Source organism: Mycobacterium shunyiense (genome assembly GCF_058270075.1).
The window spans coordinates 88,010-107,850 of the sequence record NZ_JBZDPU010000015.1 but is presented as its reverse complement, the minus strand read 5'-3'; the positions used below and the strand labels follow the sequence as shown (position 1 = coordinate 107,850).

Sequence of the window (19,841 nt, the reverse complement as noted above, 5' to 3'; positions counted from 1 at the left end):
GCGATGTACTCGATGTGCAGTCCGGGCAACGATGGAAACCAAGAGAGCCAAGGGCTGAAAGCGAAGGAGAAGATCATGGCTGGTTGGGCCGGTAACCCATCATTCGATCTGTTTCAGCTGCCGGAGGAGCATCAGGAGCTTCGGGCGGCGATTCGGGCGCTGGCGGAGAAGGAAATCGCCCCGCACGCTGCCGACGTCGACGAGAATGCGCGTTTCCCGGAAGAAGCCCTGCAGGCCCTGAACGCCTCGGGTTTCAACGCGATTCACGTGCCGGAGGAGTACGGCGGCCAGGGAGCGGACTCGGTCGCGGCCTGCATCGTGATCGAGGAAGTGGCCCGGGTGGATTGCTCGGCGTCGCTGATCCCGGCGGTCAACAAGCTGGGCACCATGGGTCTGATCCTGCGCGGCTCGGATGAGCTGAAGAAGCAGGTGCTGCCGTCGCTCGCCTCGGGTGAGGCGATGGCGTCCTACGCGCTGTCCGAGCGCGAGGCGGGCAGCGACGCCGCCGGCATGCGGACCCGCGCCAAGGCCGACGGTGACGGCTGGATCCTCAACGGCACCAAGTGCTGGATCACCAACGGCGGCAAGTCGACCTGGTACACCGTCATGGCGGTGACCGACCCCGACAAGGGCGCCAACGGCATCTCGGCGTTCATGGTCCACAAGGACGACGAGGGCTTCGTCGTCGGCCCCAAGGAGCGCAAGCTCGGCATCAAGGGCAGCCCGACGACCGAGTTGTATTTCGAGAACTGCCGCGTTCCGGGGGACCGGATCATCGGCGATCCCGGCACCGGGTTCAAGACCGCGCTGGCCACACTGGACCACACGCGCCCGACCATCGGCGCGCAAGCCGTCGGTATCGCTCAGGGTGCGTTGGACGCGGCGATCGCCTACACCAAGGACCGCAAGCAGTTCGGCCGTCCGGTCAGTGACAACCAGGGCGTGCAGTTCATGCTCGCCGACATGGCCATGAAGGTGGAGGCCGCGCGGTTGATGGTGTACTCGGCCGCGGCACGCGCCGAGCGCGGCGAGGGCAACCTCGGCTTCATCTCGGCGGCGAGCAAGTGCCTGGCCTCGGATGTGGCCATGGAGGTCACCACCGATGCGGTGCAGCTGTTCGGCGGCGCCGGTTACACCGTGGACTTCCCGGTCGAGCGCATGATGCGTGACGCCAAGATCACCCAGATCTACGAAGGCACCAATCAGATTCAGCGCGTGGTCATGAGCCGCGCCCTGCTGAAGTAGTTCCGACGCCCAGTGGCCAGTTGGCGCACGCTTTCATCGAAAGACCGTGCGGTAACTGGCCATCGGGCTGTTCGGGGCACGTTGATCTAGCCGCGGGTGACTTTCTCCGTGGTGCGACGCCGTTCCTGTGCGTCCACATCGGGATTGGCTACCTGCACGAGTGACGCCCCGGTGGCGAACACTGCGATCAGATTCGCGACGAGCTCGTCTGGAGTGGCCCACGCCGCGCTCGAGAGCACTCGGTCGTCGGCGGTGAAACCCTGTGCGGCAGCGGAATTTCTGGCCGCTTCCAATACCTCGGACACCGATCGCCCGGCCAGGGCCGGGCCCGGAACCCGCTCGGGCACGATCTGATCACCGTGGACCCGCACCGCGGTGGCGTAGTCGGTGACCCCGATCGGCAGATCGGGCGCCGGCTTGCCGAACGGGTCCAGCGACAGCACTGCAACCTCGCCTCCGGACACCGCGTCGTCGGCCTCGTCGAGCCGGTCCCGCGTGCACAGAGCCATGTCAGCGTCCCCGTCCAGCACTACTTCACTGCCGATCCACCAGATCCCGAACAGCGCCGCGGCCGTCTGCCAGTGAGCGGGCAGCAGCACCGCCACCCGGGTTCCCGGGCCGGCGCCCATCTCGTCGCGCAGCAGGTTGGCGGTCTTGGCGGCCCAGTTGGCCATGGTCACCGCCGACAACTCGATGCGCTCACCAGTCGCGTCGTCGTAGTAGGTGATCCGTGGGCCTGCCGGGTCCGCGGCCAACAACGGATCCAGGATCGCAGCGCTGACTGTGCTCATAGCCTCTGGTTTTACTCGAGGACGATCAGTTCACGCACTTGGGATCGTCCGAACCTGCATTGAGGATCGGCGACGGCGGTGGTGGCGGGGTCTGTTCGCCGGTATCGCTGTAACTGTCGCCGGCCGCGGCCGGATCCACGATGCCCGCGCCTGAGGTCGGATCCATGCCGTCGGAGCCGGGGCCGGTGTAATCCGCGGCCAGGACCACCCGTACCGCACCGGGTGGCAGCGACGAATCCTCGTTCACCGGCAGCCCGCCGAGATCCTTGGACACCGCCTGGGCGCCGAGGTCATCGCTCTTGGCGGCCAGCACCTGGCTGGACGCGGGCGGGGCGCCCTCGTGGTTACCGGTGGCACCGGGCACGAATCCCTTGTTGCCCAGTACCTGTGACACCGCGGCCGCCAGGCCGTTGATGTCGGTGCCGTTGACCACCTCGACGGTGGTGTTCTCCGGTGAGTAGCTGAGTTGTTCGGTCTTGCCCTGGTCCTGGTCCTGCAGCAGGCTCGACACCCACTGGTGGACCTCGTCGGGATCCACCCGGACGACGCTCTGCATGCCGTCGTCGCTCCAGCCGTCCTCACGCAGGATCGGGATGGTGGCGAACGCCACGCTGCCGGCTGCAAGCTTCTGCAGCTGTTCGACGAAATTCATGATGTCCCAGCCGTCGGAGATCACCACCGAGCGCTGCACGGCATCCTGCAGCCGACCCAGCGTTCCCGGGCTGGACAGCGTCTTGCTGGAGATCACCTCATGGGCCAGCGACGCCATCACCGACTGCTGGCGGGTCACCCGGTCGAGGTCGCCGCGCGGCAGGTCATGACGTTGCCGAACGAAGCTCAGTGCCTGCGGGCCGTTGAGTTTCTGCCAGCCGGCGGGAAAATCGGCACCGGAGAGCGGTTCGTAGACAGCATCTTTGAGGCAGACATTGACGCCGCCCAGGGCATCGGTGATCAGCGCGAAGCCGAGTAGTCCGATTTCGGCGTAATGGTCCACGGTGACGCCGGTCAACGAGGCGACCGTCTGGATGAGCTCCTCGCGAGCGGCTTCGGTGGCCTTGGGCTCGGCGACCGCCGGATCCTCGCCCTCGACCTCGACGAGCTGCTTCATGCGGTCGAGCTTGACGTCCCCGAACACGCCGTTGATCTTCATCTTTCCCCAGCCCGGTGCTTCGACGTACGAATCGCGAGGGATGGAGATGGCGGTGGCCGACTTCCCGTTGTTGGGGATGCGGATCAGGATGATGGTGTCGGTATTGGTCGAGACGTCGTCACCGGCGCGCAGGGTGTCCAGCTCTTCCTGCGACAGCGGGTTGCCGTGGGCGTCGGTGCGGCTGTCCATCCCGACCAGCAGGATGTCGATGGCGCCGTCCTCACCGCCGCCGCCGAGCGCCGCCGAGCTGATGTGGTTGATGCCGGATTCGAACGAGCGGATCTGGGACCAGGCCACCCCTGTTCCGAGCACCACGGCCGACGCCGTGGCGACAGCAAGGGAGCGAAGGAGGGGGATGCGCACGTGCCCAGGCTACTTGCGGCCTGGACGTGAGCCGGGTAACGCGGACCGGCGTGCCAGACTCGGTCGCATGGCGCAACGGATTGTGATCACCGGGGCCGGCGGCATGGTCGGCCGCGTATTGGCTGATCAGGGACGTCGTGAGGGTCGTGACGTGCTGGCCCTGACCTCTGCCGATTGTGATATCACCAACGTCGACACAGTGCGAGGGTTCGTCGAGTCCGGCGATGTGGTGATCAACTGTGCGGCATACACGCAGGTGGACGCCGCAGAAACCGACCAGGACCGGGCCCACGCGGTCAATGTCGTGGGCCCGGGCAACCTCGCTACGGCGTGTGCCGGCGCCGGTGCCGCGCTGGTGCACATCTCCACCGACTATGTATTCGGCGCCTCGGCGCAGCGTCGCACCCCCTATGAGGTCGACGACCCCACCGGGCCGGTCAACATCTACGGCCAGACCAAGCTGGCCGGGGAACAGGCGGTGCTGACCGCCAAACCCGATGCGTACGTCGTTCGCACGGCATGGGTGTACCGCGGTGGCGACGGGAAAGACTTCGTGGCGACCATGCGCCGGCTGGCCGCCGGCGACGGCCCCGTGGATGTGGTCGCCGACCAGATCGGGTCACCGACCTACACCGGCGACCTGGTGACGGCTCTGCTGCAGATCGCCGACGGCGGTGTGCGACCCGGCGTGTTGCATGCCGCCAACGCGGGGTCGGCCAGCCGGTTCGACCAGGCGCGAGAGACCTTCGTGGCCGTCGGTGCCGATCCGGAGCGGGTCCGGCCGGTCGGGAGTGACCGTCACCCGCGGCCCGCGCCGCGCCCGGCCTACACAGTCTTGTCCGCGCGCCGATCCGCCGAAGCGGGCCTGACCCCGCTGCGCGATTGGCGGGAAGCCCTGGCAGCAGCGGTTGGAAAAGAGAGCCCGTCCGGCCCGCTACCCTCTACGCCGTGACTGAGGATGCGGCCCGCCCGCTCGTGGTGGTGACGGTGACGTACTCGCCGGGTCGACACCTGGACCGTTTCCTGGCCTCCCTCGCCCTGGCCACCGACCGTCCGGTGACGGTCGTGATGGCTGACAACGGTTCAACGGATGGCGCACCCGAGCAGGCCGAGAAGCGCTACCCGAACGTGCGCCTGCTCCGAACCGGCAGCAATCTGGGTTACGGCAGCGCCGTCAACCGCGGCGCCGAGCAGATCTCGGATGCGGAGTGCCCGGAATTTTTCATCGTCGCCAACCCCGACGTGCAGTGGGGCCCACGTTCGATCGACCTGCTGCTCGACGCGGCGAAGAGGTGGCCGCGCGCGGGGGCGCTCGGACCGTTGGTCCGCGATCCCGACGGTTCCGTGTACCCGTCGGCGCGCCATCAGCCGAGCCTGGTCCGTGGCGGCATGCATGCCGTGGTGGGCCCGTTCTGGAAGTCGAATCCGTGGACGGCGGCCTACCGCCAGGACCGGCAGGACCCGAGTGAGCGCGAGGTCGGCTGGCTGTCCGGTTCCTGCCTGCTGATGCGCCGGGCCGCCTTCGACGCGGTCGGCGGGTTCGACGAGCGCTACTTCATGTATATGGAAGACGTCGACCTCGGTGACCGGATCGCCCGCGCCGGCTGGCAGAACGTCTACGTCCCGACGGCGGAGGTGCTGCACCACAAGGGGCACTCCACCGGCCGTGACCCGGCGCGCAACTTGGCCGCCCATCACCGCAGTACCTACACTTTCTTGGCTGATCGATACCCGGCGCCCTGGCAGGCGCCGTTACGGTGGACAATTCGGGGCGCGCTGGCAGCACGTGCGGGCCTGGTGGTCGGTAGTTCACGACGTAAACAGGCGAAAGGGCACTGACGTGATCAATCCCGCGGAGGTGGACGCCGTCGTCCTCGTCGGTGGACGAGGCACCAGGCTGCGGCCGCTGACCCTCTCGGCGCCCAAGCCGATGTTGCCGACGGCGGGCGTGCCGTTCCTGACCCATCTGCTGGCCCGGATCGCGGTGGCCGGCATCAAACATGTCGTGATGGGCACCTCGTACAAGGCCGAGGTTTTCGAGGAAGCTTTCGGTAACGGCTCGGATCTGGGGCTGGAGATCGAATACGTCACCGAGACCGAGGCCCTCGGCACCGGTGGCGCCATCGCCAACGTGGCCGACAAGCTGCGCTACGACACGGCCATGGTGTTCAACGGTGACGTGCTGTCGGCGGCCGATCTCGGCGCGTTGCTCCAGTCCCATGACACCCACCAGGCCGACGTCACGCTGCATCTGGTGCGCGTCAGCGATCCGCGGGCGTTCGGCTGCGTGCCCACCGATGCCGACGGGTTCGTGACCGCGTTCCTCGAGAAGACCCAGGATCCGCCGACCGACCAGATCAATGCGGGCTGTTATGTGTTCAACCGCAACGTGATCGACGAGATCCCGCGCGGGCGGGCCCTGTCGGTCGAGCGCGAGATCTTCCCCGAGGTGCTCTCCCGCGGACTGAAGATGTGCGGGTATGTGGACGCCTCGTATTGGCGGGACATGGGCACGCCGGACGATTTCGTCCGCGGCTCTGCCGATCTGGTTCGTGGCATCGCGCCGTCGCCGGCGCTCAACGGCCAGCGTGGTGAGTCACTGGTCCACGAAGGTGCGGCGGTCGCGCCGGGCGCCTTGCTGATCGGCGGCACCGTGGTGGGCCGCGGAGCCGAGATCGGTGCGGGCGCCCGCCTCGACGGCGCGGTGATCTTCGACGGGGTGCGCGTGGAAGCCGGTGCGGTGATTGAACGTTCGATCGTGGGCTTCGGTGCCCGTATCGGTCCGCGCGCACTGATCCGCGACGGCGTGATCGGCGACGGTGCCGACATCGGTGCGCGCTGCGAACTGTTGCGCGGTGCCAGGGTGTGGCCCGGGGTGTCCATCCCCGACGGCGGCATCCGGTACTCCACCGACGTCTGAGATCGCGGCTACTGTGCCGAAACTGCGCTTTCTGACGAGATCGGCGGAAATGCGTCATAAACCGTAGCCTCGGTGGTGCTCAGCCCGTCTTGTGCAAGTCGGAGTCGGCAGGTGCATATTCGGCACCTCCGCCGAATATCCCTGAGGGCGTCGCTGTTTCGATGGTGGCGGCCTCGTCCATCCCGCCCGCCGGATCGTCGAGAGAGGTTTTGGTGCCCAGAAGCGGTACCAACATCGGCGTCGTGAACACGGGGTGGTCCACCACGGTGGAGATCCTCAGCACCGGGTGGTCGGAGACCAGTTCTTCGATCGCACCCCTGGCCGCGAATTGCGTCTCGGTGCAGAGCGCCTGGCCACCACCCACCCAATCATGCAGCCGGCGTGCCTCTTTCAGGAACGCTTCAATGTCCTCGGTGTAGGACTTCTTGGGTTCGTAGCAGGTCCGGGTGTCCTGCACAGCGCGGCGGGTCACGGCGACGATGCTGACACCCATCTGGACCAACCGCACAGTCTGCGGGTTGATATCGAGAATCATCTGCGCGCCTGTGGTGGACCCGGGCGTCAGGAACTTCCCAGCGGCACCGATGCTGCCCGCATACAGCAACTTGGAGTCGCTGGGCAGGACCGGGATCTGGCGGTAGTCGCCGATCATGCTTCCCACCGGATCCAGGTACGAGGCAACCGTATTGGTGGTCGCAGGCTCCTCCGGGACCCCGAACGGGTATGCCCTTATCCGCATGACGCCCGCCGGGATGTCGACCGCTACCGAACTGCGATTATGGATGGTGAGGTTGGCGGACAGGTGGATGATCGAACCCGAGGAACCCACTGGAGTCAGTTCGGCTTGCACATCTACCAGGGGAAGTGAACGCGCAGGCAGATAGTCCGATTGCAGCCAGAACTGGACCAGTCCCAACACCGGGAACAATGCGACGACTGCCACCGCGCCCCGGTTGATCGCTCCATGGGTGTACCTGGCCAGGTAGACCATCCAGAAGAGAGCAACCGCGCCGAAGACCAGCGCCGTCCCGGTGATACCGATCAGTTGCCGGACCGGGCTGCGCTCGTCGACGAGCCACACGTACGCCGCCAGACAGACCACGAAGATCTGGCTTGTCATCGCCGTGAGGAACGCGCTCGACGATTTTCTCAGTATCGCGCCGATCGCGAGCGCGCATGTGATCCCGATACCGAGAAGCAGTGCGGCACCTAACAGATCCCAGGCTGAACGGGTCAGCGTGGCGTCCCAGACCGCGAGCCAGAGAACTACTGCGGTCTGGACAGTCAGGCAGATAAGCAGCAGAGCCTCTGTGACCCGGGGGCGGACACCCAGCGGGGTTTCGACTTGCGAAGTCTGCTGCTCCGGCGGCTTGTCGCCATTCTTGCCGCCGGCGGAGTCTTCGGCAGGGGATTCGATCTGCAGGCTCATGGTGCCTCCCACCCGTATTTCCGTGGCGTATCAACGGTAGGGAGATCGGGCCCAGCAGCGCTTGAGTAGTCGACTACCTAACTTCGGCGGCCTCTGGCGCCGAAAAGTGTGTTTGCCGGACCCCCGGCAGCCTTAGGCTTCTATCGGCAGAAGGGGAGGGTCATGTCCAACGGCATGTTCAACGTATTGCGGCGCAATGGGGTGGCGCCGCTGGCGGCTCTGGTGGTGCTCGGAGGGGTTCTGGGAATCACCGCACCGGAGGCGGTGGCCTGGCCCATCCCGCTGACCGGGGAAGACAACACCTACCTCAAGGCCACGCGCGGGGTGTTCCCCGGTGACGATGACCAGTTGCTGATGGTGGGCCGGGAGATGTGCCGCCTGCTCTATACCGGTACGCCGGCACAGGCGGTGATCGATCAGATGGCGGGCCAGTACGGCGCTGCTCCGGATCAAGCCGCAGTTGCACTGCGCGCGGCCCGTCGGTCCTACTGCACGCAGGCGCCGCGCTAGGGGGCTCCGGTCACGGTGCCGGCAAGCTGGGTCAACCCGAAGTCGGTACCCTCGGGCAGCGCCTCCAACGGCCACCACCGTAGATCCAAAGACTCGTCACTGCAGGCGATCTCGGCACCTTCCGGGGCCCTTACCACGAACTGCATGTCGAGGTGGCGGGTCGGTACCCCGAGCGAGCAGGTGACCGGGTGCACGTGCAGCGCGGCCAGTTGCGTGTCGATGATCAGCCCGGTGATCCCGGACTCCTCGGTGGCCTCGCGCAACGCGGCGGCGCGAATGTCGGAATCTGTTTCCTCACAATGCCCGCCGAGTTGCAGCCAGCGGCCGAAGCGCGGATGCAGGGTGAGCAGTGTCTGGGTGCCGGTATGGTCGACGACCAGCGCCGAGGCGGTGATGTGACCGGGAACGCACGCCCGGAGACAGGCATCGGGCCGGGCAGCCAGAAATGAAAGCACCGCATGTCGCAGCGTGTCCTGACCGGGATCGGCTGTCTGCCACTGCGTCAACACCTCGACGGCGGAGGCGTGCAGGCTCTCGGCGCTCACTTCACGACCAGCAGGCCGTCGGTGGGCACCGGGTCGCGGGGAGGCTGCGGATCGGCGGGGTGACCGATCGCGATGGCCCCGAGGGGCTCCCAATCCGGCGGGAGATCGAGCTCGGAACGGACCAGATCGGCGGCGAAGATCGTGGATCCGATCCAGCAGCTGCCCACCTCACGCACCGCCAGCGCCACCAGCAGGGCCTGCACCGCCGCGCCCACGGCGACGGTGAACATGGTGTGTTCGGCCTGCGTGCGGGCTTCGTCGGGATAGCTGTGGGCACCGTCGGGAACCATGAACGGAATCACCAGTTCCGGAGCGTCGTACAGGATCTGACCGCGGTTCAGGCGCCGCTCGACGGACTCGGGATCTCGGCCGTCGCCGCTCAGATCGTCCCGCCACTTGTCTTTCATCCGGTCCAGGAGCCGGACGCGGGTGGCATCGTCCTGCATCCAGACGAACCGCACCGGACGGGTGTGGTGCGGCGCGGGTGCGGTCAGCGCCTCGCCGATGGCGGCTTCGATGAGCGCGTGGTCGACGGGCTCGTCGGAGAACGCGCGCACCGAGCGGCGCAGCAGCTGAGCCTGGCTGCGTCCCAGCTCGATCGACTCGGCTGTGCCGAGCCAGAACAGGTCGTCCTCGCCGGAGCGCAGCAATGTGGCCGCGTTCGACCCGTCGTCGGTCAGCTCAAGCCCACGCACGACGGCGACGGGGATCGCGGTGAGCTTGCCCTTCACCAGATCCGCTGCGGCAGCGATCTCGTCGGCCACGGCCACCTCGGTGACCAGCAGCTCATTGCCGTGCCGGTCGCGCGCTCCGGCGTAGCCGTGGAGAACGGTGAGCCCGGACGCGCCGATCGCGAAATCGGCCTGGCCGTTGCGCCAGGCGCGGCCCATGGTGTCGGTGATCACGATGCCGACGGCGACGCCGAGTTTCTCACGGAGGCCGACACGTAGTGCCTGCGCGCTGCCGTCGGGATCGACCGGCAGCAGCGCCAACTCGTTCGAGTCGACGTTGGAGCCGTCGACGCCGGCGGCGGCCTGGACCAGCCCGATCGCGTTCTCGGTGATCAGCGTCCGGCCCTTGCGGGCCAGTACCCGAACCGCCTCGCTGTCGATCAGCTTGCGCCGCAGGGTATCCCGCTCTTCGGGATCGGAAGGAGCGGTGACGATGCGGCCCTCGCACTTGGAGACGACCTTACTGGTGACCACCAGTACATCACCGTCGCGCAGCCAAGGTGCCGCTTCGGCGAGAACGGTGGCCAGGTCATCTCCGGGGCGGAACTCAGGAAGCCCTGCCACCGGCAGGATCTCGACCTTGTCGCCGGAGCCGTGTTCGGTGTTCACAGCAGTGCTCACAGCGCAACGCCGGCCAGGTCAAGGCCGGCCCGCACCATCTCGGCGGTGGTCGACGGGTCGGTCATCAGCAGTGGCACCGCGCGCACCTGAACCCCCTCGATGTCGGCCTCATCGCCCTCGTGTATCAGCCAGCCGTCCAGGATTCCGGTGCCCGACCGGGCGCCGAAATGCCGGCCGACGGCCTGTGACGTGGATTCCACACCGATGATGGACAGGCACTCATCGGCCATGCCGCGCAACGGTTTTCCATTGATGATGGGGGAGTAGCCGACCACCGGCGCCTTGGTCGAGCGCAGCGCGCCGCGGACGCCGGGAATCTGCAGGATCGGTCCGATACTCACGACGGGATTCGACGGCGCCAGCAACACCGCATCGGCGTCGGTGATTGCCTCGGCGACGCCCGGCGCGACGGTTGCCTGTTCCGCCCCGACGAACGCAAAGCTGTGTGAGGGCACCTGCGCGCGGTGACGCACCCACCACTCCTGGAAGTGGATGGCCCGTCGTTCCCCATCCTCGGGGTCGGTGATGACCACGTGGGTCTCGCTGCGGTCGTCGGTGACGGGCAGCAACCGCGCCCCCGGTGACCAGCGCTTACACAATGCCTCGGTGACCTGTGACAGCGGGTAGCCGGCGCGCAGCATCTGGGTGCGAACCAGATGGGTGGCCAAGTCCCGGTCGCCGAGTCCGAACCAATCGGGTTGCACACCGTAGGCAGCGAGTTCTTCCTTGGCGTGCCACGTTTCATTGCGGTGACCCCAGCCGCGTTCGGGGTCGATACCGCCACCCAGCGTGTACATGCAGGTGTCGAGGTCCGGGCAGATGCGGACGCCGTGCATCCAGGCGTCGTCACCCACGTTCACGATCGCGGTGAGTTCATGTTTTTGCTTGCTGTCGGTCCCGGCGAACTGGCCGAGGCCCAACAGGTGCTGTACGCCCAGCAAAAACCGGGCGCCTCCGACGCCGCCGACCAGAACGGTGATCTTCACAACGTCCGACCCTAAGCGTTGAGAGCGTGCGGATGGAAACGACGTCGTCACGGGCAGGACACGCCGATGTCGCGACGCGCCGATTTGACATTACGAGATGGTATGAATTCGCGTCCTGGCGCTTGACCCTGGCAGCTAACACGTGTGTAATCACAGATGTGTCATTTCCCGGTTGGTGACCTATTCCGGTGTCGCGGACCGAGATTCGATCAAATGTTCGAATGGGGTGACCGCACATCGCAGTAGTGGGGCTCCACTTAGGATCTACGAGACCGAGTGAGGAGGCGGGGGATAATGTCTTATGAGAGCGGCGATTTCGATCATGTGGTCCGGTTTGACGATCGGCTACTCGGCTCGGTAGACAACGCACCGCACATCAACGTGGGACCGACACCGCTGGGGGCGGCCGGACGTCCTCAACTGAGTCTGGTTCCGGTGAGTTCGGTTCCCGAACACATTGATGTTGATCCGGAAGACGAAGACGACCAATGGCAGGAACGTGCGCTGTGCGCACAGACCGACCCGGAGGCGTTCTTTCCGGAGAAGGGCGGGTCTACCCGCGAGGCCAAGCGCATCTGCCTGGGCTGTGAAGTCAAGGATGCCTGCCTGGAGTACGCGCTCGCGCACGATGAGCGCTTCGGCATCTGGGGAGGATTGTCCGAACGGGAGCGTCGCCGCCTCAAGCGCGGCATCATCTGACGCTCTCCGGCCGAGCGCTCATCGCACGATGTAGCGCTCGACGTCAGTCGTCGTCGATCGTTGGGTCGATGACTGACGGTTCGACTCCCAGATAGGTGGCCACCTGGGCCACCAGGATTTCATGCAGCAGGTCAGCTAGCTCATCGGATCCTTTGACCCGGCGCTCGATGGGCTTGCGGAACAAGACAATTCGAGCCCGGGTCGCATTTCCTCTGACATCAACCCCAGCAGGTATCAACCGCGCCAGCGCGATCGGTCCGTCGGCGATGACCTCGGGCGGCCATTGCACGCCCTCGGGATCTTTCGGAGACATCCGCGGAATCTCATCCACCGCGACATCGAGTTCTTTGATCCGCGCCGCCCACCGACGCTCGATCGGCTCATAGGCTTCCAGTACTGCCATGTCGAACCGCTCGCCCCGACTACGCCAGCCGGGAACCGAGCGCGGCAGCAGCGGTCCGCGCATGTCGCGGCCGCGACGCGATCGCCATGGGTTTCGCTGGGCCACGGCGATGATCGTAACGGTTCGGGATCGGGGACCCGACGGCTGCGCGTGTCCGGCACCGCACAGCGACCGTCCAAAGTAATCTCTGTTGCGTGAATGTTCCCCGTCGCTGCTGCCGGCCCGGGTGCCCGCACTATGCCGTGGCGACGTTGACTTTTGTCTACTCCGACTCCACGGCGGTGGTCGGACCCCTGGCCACGGTGTCTGAACCCCACTCCTGGGACCTCTGCGTCGGCCACGCCGGCCGGATCACGGCACCGCGAGGCTGGGAGTTGGTCCGTCATGCCGGCCCGCTGCCCACCCACCCCGACGAGGACGACCTCGTCGCACTCGCCGACGCCGTGCGTGAAGGCCAGCCCGGTGCGGTTCCCCACAGCGGGGTGGTGGCCGGATTCTCCGATCCCTCCACCGGTGTGGGGGCCAGTGCGGTGATGGCGCCGCAGGCGCGTCCCGCCGAGACCAACGGCCGCCGTCGCGGGCACCTGCGGGTCTTGCCGGACCCCGACAACTAGTACGGACTAGCCCTGATTAGATCCTGATTAGACGACGACCGGCCCAAGAGTAGTGAACGTGTCGGCGCCGCCCGACGGTTAGGCTGGCGCCAACGATCCCGTTTCACAAGGAGCTATATGTCTAGGCCAGCGGCGGCTGTTCACGATGTCATCAAGGCCTATGACGTCCGTGGTCTGGTCGGTAGCCAGATCGACGAAGCGTTCGTGGCCGACGTCGCCGGTGCGTTCGCTCGCCTGGTCCGCTCCGAGGGCGCCACACAGGTCGTGATCGGCTATGACATGCGAGAGAGTTCGCCGACGCTGGCGGCCGCATTCGCCGACGGCGTGACAGCCCAGGGCTTGGACGTGGTCCGCATCGGGTTGGCCTCGACCGATCAGCTCTACTTCGCCTCGGGCCTGTTGGACTGCCCCGGAGCGATGTTCACCGCCAGCCACAACCCGGCCGCGTACAACGGGATCAAACTGTGCCGCGCCGGAGCCAAACCGGTAGGCAAGGACACCGGACTGTCCACGATCTCCGACGAGGTGATTTCGGGGGTGCCTGCCCACGACGGGCCGCCCGGTGTGATCTCCGATCGCGATGTGCTGGTGGACTACGGCACCTTCCTCCGCTCCCTGGTCGATCTGGCCGGGCTGCGTCCGCTGCGCATCGCAGTGGACGCGGGCAACGGAATGGCCGGCCACACCACGCCTGCGGTGCTCGGGCCGATCCCGGGGGCCACAATTCTCCCGTTGTTCTTCGAACTCGACGGCAGCTTCCCCAATCACGAGGCCAACCCACTGGATCCGGCCAACCTCGTCGACCTGCAGGCCCACGTACTGGCCAGCGGCGCCGATATCGGCCTGGCGTTCGACGGTGATGCCGACCGCTGCTTCGTCGTCGACGAACTCGGCCGTCCGGTGTCGCCGTCGGCGGTGACCGCATTGGTGGCCGCCCGTGAGCTCAAGCGGGAAATCGGTGCCACCGTGATCCACAATCTGATCACCTCGCGCGCCGTTCCCGAGTTGGTGATCGAGCGCGGCGGCACTCCTGTGCGGTCCCGGGTCGGGCACTCCTACATCAAGGGCCTGATGGCCGAGACCGGCGCCATCTTCGGCGGAGAACACTCGGCGCACTACTACTTCCGTGATTTCTGGGGCGCCGATTCCGGCATGCTCGCGGCCCTGCACGTGTTGGCCGCCCTGGGCGAGCAGGATCGTCCGCTGTCCGACTTCATGGCGGACTATCAGCGCTATGAGGCCTCCGGCGAGATCAACTTCACCGTCAGCGACGCGCCGGCCTGTGTCGATGCGGTGCTGAAGTCGTTCTCCGGCTCGATCCAGTCCATCGACCACCTCGACGGCGTCACCGTCGATCTCGGCGGTGGCAGCTGGTTCAACCTGCGCACGTCGAATACCGAACCGCTGCTGCGCCTGAACGTGGAAGCACGCACTGCCGAGGACGTCGCCGCCCTCGTCGACAGAGTTTCGGGACAGATCCGTGGGGTGAGCGAGCCGGTGCCGTGAACGCCGTGGACGCCACGGTCGACCTGGACGACGGTGACGGACTTCTGGCCGCCGATCGCAACGGTCTGCTACGGGCGGCGGCCATGGCGGGTGCCCAGGTTCGGGCGACCGCCGCGGCAGTGGCCGAAGGACTGCTCGACCCGCTGCACGCCGATCATCCTCCGCGGACGGTGATTTGGGTTGCCGGTCGCGGCGCTGCCGAGAATGCAGGCGCCATGTTGGCCGCCGTTCTCGGCGCATCGATCGCCGCTCCCATCGTGGTGGCCGCCGAGACCCCGCCGTGGCTGGGGGCACTCGACGTGGTGATCGTGGCCGGTGACGATCCGGGCGATCCGGCTCTGGTGAACGCGGCGGCCACCGGGGTGCGTCGCGGGGCCCGGGTGCTGATCGTGGCGCCGCACGAGGGCCCGTTGCGTGATGTCGCGGCCGGACGCGCGGTGGTGCTGGCACCCAGGTTGTGGGTTCCCGACGACTTCGGACTGACTCGATACCTGGCCGCGGGTCTGGCCGCGCTGCAAGTGGTGGATCACGGTATGCGCGTGGATCTGGCCGCGCTCGCAGACGAATTGGATGCCGAGGCCCTTCGCAACAGCGCCGGACGGGACCTGTTCACCAACCCGGCCAAGACCCTGGCCGAACGGATGTCGGACAGGGCGGTCGTGCTGGCCGGTGACAATCCGGCCACCCTGGCGCTGGCCCGGCACGGGGCGACGGTGATGCTGAGGCTGGCGGGTGAAGTGGTGGCCGCCGCCGGACTGGGTGACGTTCTCGCTGCGATCGGCAGCGGCGCGGTCGCCCACCCTGAGACCCGGTCCTTGTTCCACGACGAGGAGATCGACGGACCGCTACCGCGCCGCATGCGTACGTTCGCCTTGATCACCGATACCGAACGACAACTGGTGGGGGCGAGGGTCAGCGGCTTCGACGACATCGTGATGATCGGTGCCGAGGATGTGCCGGACCAGGCTGGGACGACCCTGCCGGTGGGGCGCCCGGAACAACAACTGGCGGTTCTGGCTGTCCGCTTGGAGATGACGGCCGTGTATTTGAAACTGGTTCGAGGATAAGACGTGCATCTGCTACGGGGAGCGGTGCGGACCTATGCCTGGGGTTCGCGCACTGCAATCGCTGATTTCACCGGAAGGCCCAGTCCGACAATCCATCCGGAGGCCGAGCTGTGGCTCGGCGCACATCCGCAGGACCCGGCGTGGCTACAGACCGAACACGGTGAAGAGTCGTTGCTCCAGGCCGTACAGGACGACCCCGAGGGGCAACTGGGCAGCGTGGCGATCGGAAGATTCGGCGATGCGCTGCCCTTCCTCGTGAAGGTGCTGGCCGCAGATGAGCCGTTGTCGTTGCAGGCCCATCCAAGTGCCGCGCAGGCGAGGGAGGGCTTCGACCGCGAGGACCGACTCGACATCCCGGTGTCCTCACCCGTCCGCAATTATCGTGACCGGAGCCACAAACCCGAATTGCTGGTTGCTTTGGGACAATTCGATGCGCTGGCCGGATTCCGCCCGGTAGACCGCACGGTCGAGTTGATGCGTGCGCTGGCGGTCTCGGATCTCGATCCATTCATCAACCTGCTGTCGGATCAGTCCGATGCCGACGGGTTGCGGGCCCTGTTCACTACCTGGATCACCGCGCCGCAGCCCGATCTCGACGTGTTGGTGCCGGCCGTTCTCGACGGGGCGGTCCACTACATCCGTTCCGGGGCAAAGAAATTCGCAGCCGAGGTCAAGACGGTGCTGGAACTCGGTGAACGATACCCCGGCGACGCCGGGGTGTTGGCCTCCCTGTTGCTGAACCGCATCAGCCTGGGACCCGGCGAGGGCATCTACCTTCCCGCCGGAAATCTGCATGCCTATCTGCATGGTGTCGGCGTTGAGGTGATGGCGAACTCGGACAACGTGCTGCGCGGCGGGCTGACCCCGAAGCACGTCGACGTGCCGGAACTATTGCGGGTGCTGGACTTCACCCCGACGCCGGAAGATCGGCTGCGGTCGGAAACCGTCACGGAGGGAACGGAAACCATCTATCGGACGCCCGCGCAGGAATTCGCGGTGTCGGCGCTGACGGTCGACGGTGAGCACCTCGGTGACGAGATCGACGTGCACTCCCACCACGATGGTCCGCAGCTGCTGTTGTGTATCGAAGGCGCCGCCGTGATCTATGCCGACGACGACAAGCTGACGCTGCAGCGTGGCGCGGCGGCGTGGGTGGCGGCCGAGGACGGTCCCATCCGGCTGACCGCGGCCGAGCCGACGAAACTGTTCCGCGTGACGATCGGGATCTAGCCGGCAGATCGGCCGCGGGCGGTAACCGACTGCTCGGAGCCATTGGGGCGCCGGCGGCGTTCGGCCAGCCACGCCTTGATGTTGTGGCGGATCGCACGTCCGGCGATCCGTGGGGGTGGAGTGAGCCACAGGCTGTCGAGCATGCTCGTACGCCGCAGAAACCACTCGGCCAGAACGGGATCCGTTTCGGCTGCGCCGAGGAACTGGTCGAAGAGACCGAACAACGGGCTGTACCAGAAGGCCTTGTCGCCTTCCGCCCCGTGCTTCACCTGATCGGCAACCGAGTTCATCATCCACACCGGGTAGGTGGTTTTCGCGGTGCGCCGTGCCAGTCGGCGAACCAGATCTTGGGTTCCTTCGGCGAGCACCTGGCGCAGATTGGCCGCCTGCACGGTCGACATGGTCACGCCCTGCCCGTACGTCGGATTCAAGCTGACCACCGCATCGCCGAACGGAAAGATCCCGTCAGGGAACCGGTCCAGTTTGTCGTAGCGCCGCCACTTGGCCACCGGATAACGGTGAAAGTTCATGTCACCCACCGCTTCACCGGCGCGCAACGCCGTCGCAAGGTGCGGTGGCAGCGCGGTGCCACCAAGTTGTTTGATGCCGGCGAAATCGCTCGGTGGCTCGGCCTTGGCGACACCGAACGCGGTGACCGTCCAGATGCCATCCTCGTGGAACAGCATGCCCATACCAAGACCGCTGTCATGCGCCGCACTGACGACGACCATTTTCTCGTTGATCAGCTCCGCGGGGATACGGACCCGCTGTGACGCGTACGTGACCCCGACTTTGATCGATTCCTCGGGCGGTCGCTCGTGGCCCCACTGTTCCAACCACACTGGCAGCCGACTGCCGCGGCCGGAGGCGTCGACCACCATGTCTGCCGCAACCTGTTCACCGTCGTCGAGCACGAGGCCGGTGACCCGTTCGGTACCGGGGTCGTACTGCGGTTCGCTCACTCCCCGTCGCAGGATCTGAACGTTGGGCAATCCCGACACCCGTCTGCGAATCTGCCATTCCAGCTGTCCGCGGCTGGGCACGTACGCGGTGAAGTTTGACTCGAGCGTCTGTCCGGTACCGAGCAGGTGCCCGCCGGCCTCGAAGTGGATGGAGGACGGTCGGTTCTCCACCACCGGAACGTTCGCGGCCACCATGTCGACGAGCAATCCGGGAAAGAGGGCCTCCAACTCGTCGGCCCCGCGAGCCATCAGGAGGTGCACATGTTGGCCCTGCGGTATGGCGCCGCGGTTGACGGGCTGATCCGGCAGCTCGTCACGCTCGTACAGGGTGACGTGGCCGTAGTGATCGGCGAGGACCCTGGCCGCGCACAGCCCGGCGATGCTGCCGCCGATGACAACGGCGTGGGTCGCGAGGGTTCTGGATGAGCTGTGCATTAGATCGACACGGTACTGGGCCCACGGCGTCCGGCGCACAAAAATCAGAAGCAGCGTCAACTGTAACGACGGGCCACGCGTCCTCGATTGGGGAGTGTGCTCCTGGGTGTCCGGGTGTGGGCCTGCGCTGCGCTGCGGCACGGTCCGCGCACCCGGGTGGCGCAACCGGGCGTCCCGCCCAGTGGGCCTGTCTAACGAACGTGCAACAACTCGTGGCACAATCCTGTGGCTGGAGGCGTGATATGGCTCTCAAGTTGATACCCTCTGCAAGGAAACTCACAGTCAACGGATGGGGCAATGACAACGGTCAGCGACGCGGACGGCACGGCAACGGGGGACCTCTATTTCGACAGGGTGGAGGCCCTCTCTCGTGCGACGGTCCGTCGACGCTTCGATCCGTACGTTGACATCGACTGGGACGCACCCGAAAACGCGCTGGCAGACGACGACCCGCGATGGCAACTCGACCCGGACAGTGCTCCGCTCGCGGCTACTGAATGGTATGCCCAACAGCCTTTGCAGCGCCGTATCGACATGGGACGCTGGGTAACTGCGAACACCCTGAAGGTCACCCTCCAATTTGAAATGATGTTGATTCGAGGAGTGGTGCATTACGCCGGCAAGATGCCGAATGGTTCGCCGGTATTCCAGTATCTGCTCCACGAACTGATCGACGAATGCAATCACATCCAGATGTTCCAGGAATTCGTCAACCGCACTGGCGAGGACGTGCCAGGAATGCGGCGAGGGTCCCGGTTTATCGGACCGATCCTGGGCTTTATCGGCGGTTATGCCAACATGATTCACTTCATCGGGGTGCTGTGCGGTGAACAGCCGCTGCACTTCCAGCAGACGCTGCAGCATCGTGGCGCAGCGCACGTGCCGCCGCTGCTGAACAAGATCACCTACATTCACCTGGCCGAGGAAGCGCGCCATATATCGTTTGCCGACGACCTTCTGGCTCAGCGAATGCAGAGCGTCAGTCGGCGCAAGCGAGCGTGGTACGCAATTCTTTTCCCGTTCTTTCTGCGGTGGTTGATCGGGGAGATGATGGGGCCGCCGCGCACATTTGCCCGGCAATTCGGTGTTCCGCGACGGGTTTTCAAGGCTGCGTTCTGGCGGAGCGATCAGTCGCGCCAGATGATGGCTGAATCGGCTGCCGATGTTCGGCGAGTAGCCGAGGACCTCGGTTTGCGGACGGTGTGGTCGCGCTGGATCTGGCGAATGTTGGGTATCGACGGGCGGCTACCGCGGTACCGCGGTGAGCCGGATCGCGGCTCGGCGATCACGCGCGTGACCGGGCTTCGCACGGCAGTGGCGGCCCGCCTTGCGGCCGTGGCGATCATGGCGGGCGTTGCCCTGCTGGTGGCGCCGGACGGCCTGAAGATCATCGGCTGCGCCGCTGCCGGCGCGGGCGTGTGGGCGGCCTATCACACGTTCCGGGAGCGCCGCGGCGGTGTGATGGGCAACCAGCCGTTCGAATGGCCGAGGCTTTTTGTGTGGATAGTGGTGTGCGTGGCCATGATTCCCGCCGGCGGGCTGATCGGACTCGCCTTGGTGGTCTTCATGATCCTGGCACTCGCCGAATTCATGCCCACCCTCTGAGCTAACCTGAATCGTTTGCGCAGGACGTT

Annotated in this window: 19 protein-coding genes; 11 read left to right on the top strand and 8 right to left on the bottom strand. The window is 66.2% G+C overall.

All coding sequences use genetic code 11. The features are described 5' to 3' along the window. Window positions 1-75: 75 nt before the first annotated feature. Window positions 76-1,245 (top strand): acyl-CoA dehydrogenase, encoded by a 1,170-nt coding sequence (locus tag AC4ELH_RS14740; RefSeq protein ID WP_055111946.1) that lies wholly within the window; start codon window positions 76-78, stop codon window positions 1,243-1,245. Window positions 1,246-1,331: 86 nt separating this feature from the next. On the opposite strand, the gene AC4ELH_RS14735 is transcribed toward AC4ELH_RS14740, so the two are convergent. Together AC4ELH_RS14735 and AC4ELH_RS14730 are read right to left on the bottom strand one after the other, a co-directional pair. Beyond that, window positions 1,332-2,036 (bottom strand): TIGR03089 family protein, encoded by a 705-nt coding sequence (locus AC4ELH_RS14735; RefSeq protein WP_498885136.1) that lies wholly within the window; start codon window positions 2,034-2,036, stop codon window positions 1,332-1,334. A 25-nt stretch (window positions 2,037-2,061) separates the two neighbouring features. After that, complete coding sequence (locus AC4ELH_RS14730; RefSeq protein WP_448442555.1) at window positions 2,062-3,549, bottom strand: LCP family glycopolymer transferase; 1,488 nt, start codon at window positions 3,547-3,549, stop codon at window positions 2,062-2,064. A 67-nt stretch (window positions 3,550-3,616) separates the two neighbouring features. On the opposite strand from AC4ELH_RS14730, the gene rfbD reads away from it, so the two are divergent. From rfbD to manB, 3 genes are read left to right on the top strand one after another with little or no spacing between them, the layout of a single operon-like run. Then, entirely contained in the window at window positions 3,617-4,501 is an 885-nt protein-coding gene (gene rfbD, locus AC4ELH_RS14725; RefSeq protein ID WP_448442557.1) for a dTDP-4-dehydrorhamnose reductase, read from the top strand. Further along, entirely contained in the window at window positions 4,498-5,388 is an 891-nt protein-coding gene (locus tag AC4ELH_RS14720) for a glycosyltransferase family 2 protein (RefSeq protein WP_064886449.1), read from the top strand. The genes rfbD and AC4ELH_RS14720 overlap by 4 nt, the downstream gene beginning before the upstream one ends. A gap of 1 nt (window position 5,389) precedes the next feature. Next, a complete protein-coding gene (gene manB, locus AC4ELH_RS14715; protein WP_064886448.1) occupies window positions 5,390-6,469 on the top strand; it encodes a mannose-1-phosphate guanylyltransferase in 1,080 nt (359 codons plus the stop codon). 79 nt (window positions 6,470-6,548) lie between these two features. Here manB and AC4ELH_RS14710 read toward each other — a convergent pair whose 3' ends face one another. Then, complete coding sequence (locus tag AC4ELH_RS14710) at window positions 6,549-7,898, bottom strand: hypothetical protein (RefSeq protein ID WP_064959541.1); 1,350 nt, start codon at window positions 7,896-7,898, stop codon at window positions 6,549-6,551. A gap of 162 nt (window positions 7,899-8,060) precedes the next feature. Here AC4ELH_RS14710 and AC4ELH_RS14705 point away from each other — a divergent pair, with 162 nt between their 5' ends. Next, a complete protein-coding gene (locus AC4ELH_RS14705) occupies window positions 8,061-8,408 on the top strand; it encodes a DUF732 domain-containing protein (RefSeq protein ID WP_064886446.1) in 348 nt (115 codons plus the stop codon). Here AC4ELH_RS14705 and AC4ELH_RS14700 read toward each other — a convergent pair. From AC4ELH_RS14700 to cofD, 3 genes are read right to left on the bottom strand one after another with little or no spacing between them, the layout of a single operon-like run. Beyond that, the gene (locus AC4ELH_RS14700) at window positions 8,405-8,953 is read right to left on the bottom strand and encodes an NUDIX hydrolase (protein ID WP_064886445.1); all 549 of its coding nucleotides are present in this window, start codon (window positions 8,951-8,953) and stop codon (window positions 8,405-8,407) included. The two genes, AC4ELH_RS14705 and AC4ELH_RS14700, sit on opposite strands and share 4 nt — an antisense overlap. Further along, window positions 8,950-10,293: a coenzyme F420-0:L-glutamate ligase gene (locus AC4ELH_RS14695; protein ID WP_498886166.1), complete on the bottom strand. Its 1,344-nt coding sequence runs from the start codon at window positions 10,291-10,293 to the stop codon at window positions 8,950-8,952. The genes AC4ELH_RS14700 and AC4ELH_RS14695 overlap by 4 nt, the downstream gene beginning before the upstream one ends. A gap of 8 nt (window positions 10,294-10,301) precedes the next feature. Then, window positions 10,302-11,291 carry a 2-phospho-L-lactate transferase gene (gene cofD, locus AC4ELH_RS14690; RefSeq protein ID WP_498885132.1) on the bottom strand — a complete coding sequence of 330 codons (990 nt, stop codon included), beginning with the start codon at window positions 11,289-11,291 and terminating at the stop codon, window positions 10,302-10,304. Between the two features lie 294 nt (window positions 11,292-11,585). Here cofD and AC4ELH_RS14685 point away from each other — a divergent pair, with 294 nt between their 5' ends. Beyond that, the gene (locus AC4ELH_RS14685; RefSeq protein WP_064886442.1) at window positions 11,586-11,990 is read left to right on the top strand and encodes a WhiB family transcriptional regulator; all 405 of its coding nucleotides are present in this window, start codon (window positions 11,586-11,588) and stop codon (window positions 11,988-11,990) included. Window positions 11,991-12,033: 43 nt separating this feature from the next. On the opposite strand, the gene AC4ELH_RS14680 is transcribed toward AC4ELH_RS14685, so the two are convergent. Beyond that, complete coding sequence (locus AC4ELH_RS14680) at window positions 12,034-12,456, bottom strand: metallopeptidase family protein (protein ID WP_055111971.1); 423 nt, start codon at window positions 12,454-12,456, stop codon at window positions 12,034-12,036. Window positions 12,457-12,587: 131 nt separating this feature from the next. Here AC4ELH_RS14680 and AC4ELH_RS14675 point away from each other — a divergent pair, with 131 nt between their 5' ends. From AC4ELH_RS14675 to manA, 4 genes are all read left to right on the top strand, one after another. Next, window positions 12,588-13,007 (top strand): DUF3499 domain-containing protein, encoded by a 420-nt coding sequence (locus AC4ELH_RS14675; protein ID WP_055111973.1) that lies wholly within the window; start codon window positions 12,588-12,590, stop codon window positions 13,005-13,007. A 117-nt stretch (window positions 13,008-13,124) separates the two neighbouring features. Then, a complete protein-coding gene (locus AC4ELH_RS14670; RefSeq protein ID WP_498885130.1) occupies window positions 13,125-14,513 on the top strand; it encodes a phosphomannomutase/phosphoglucomutase in 1,389 nt (462 codons plus the stop codon). Then, window positions 14,510-15,580 (top strand): hypothetical protein, encoded by a 1,071-nt coding sequence (locus AC4ELH_RS14665; protein ID WP_064959537.1) that lies wholly within the window; start codon window positions 14,510-14,512, stop codon window positions 15,578-15,580. Before AC4ELH_RS14670 ends, AC4ELH_RS14665 begins: the two co-directional genes overlap by 4 nt. 3 nt (window positions 15,581-15,583) lie before the next feature. Then, the gene (manA, locus tag AC4ELH_RS14660) at window positions 15,584-16,810 is read left to right on the top strand and encodes a mannose-6-phosphate isomerase, class I (RefSeq protein WP_064886439.1); all 1,227 of its coding nucleotides are present in this window, start codon (window positions 15,584-15,586) and stop codon (window positions 16,808-16,810) included. On the opposite strand, the gene AC4ELH_RS14655 is transcribed toward manA, so the two are convergent. After that, window positions 16,807-18,207 carry an FAD-dependent oxidoreductase gene (locus tag AC4ELH_RS14655; protein WP_498885127.1) on the bottom strand — a complete coding sequence of 467 codons (1,401 nt, stop codon included), beginning with the start codon at window positions 18,205-18,207 and terminating at the stop codon, window positions 16,807-16,809. The genes manA and AC4ELH_RS14655 overlap by 4 nt on opposite strands. Before the next feature lie 297 nt (window positions 18,208-18,504). Between AC4ELH_RS14655 and AC4ELH_RS14650 the strand changes: the two genes are divergently transcribed. Continuing rightward, entirely contained in the window at window positions 18,505-19,812 is a 1,308-nt protein-coding gene (locus tag AC4ELH_RS14650) for an AurF N-oxygenase family protein (protein WP_135360962.1), read from the top strand. The last annotated feature ends 29 nt before the right edge of the window (window positions 19,813-19,841 follow it).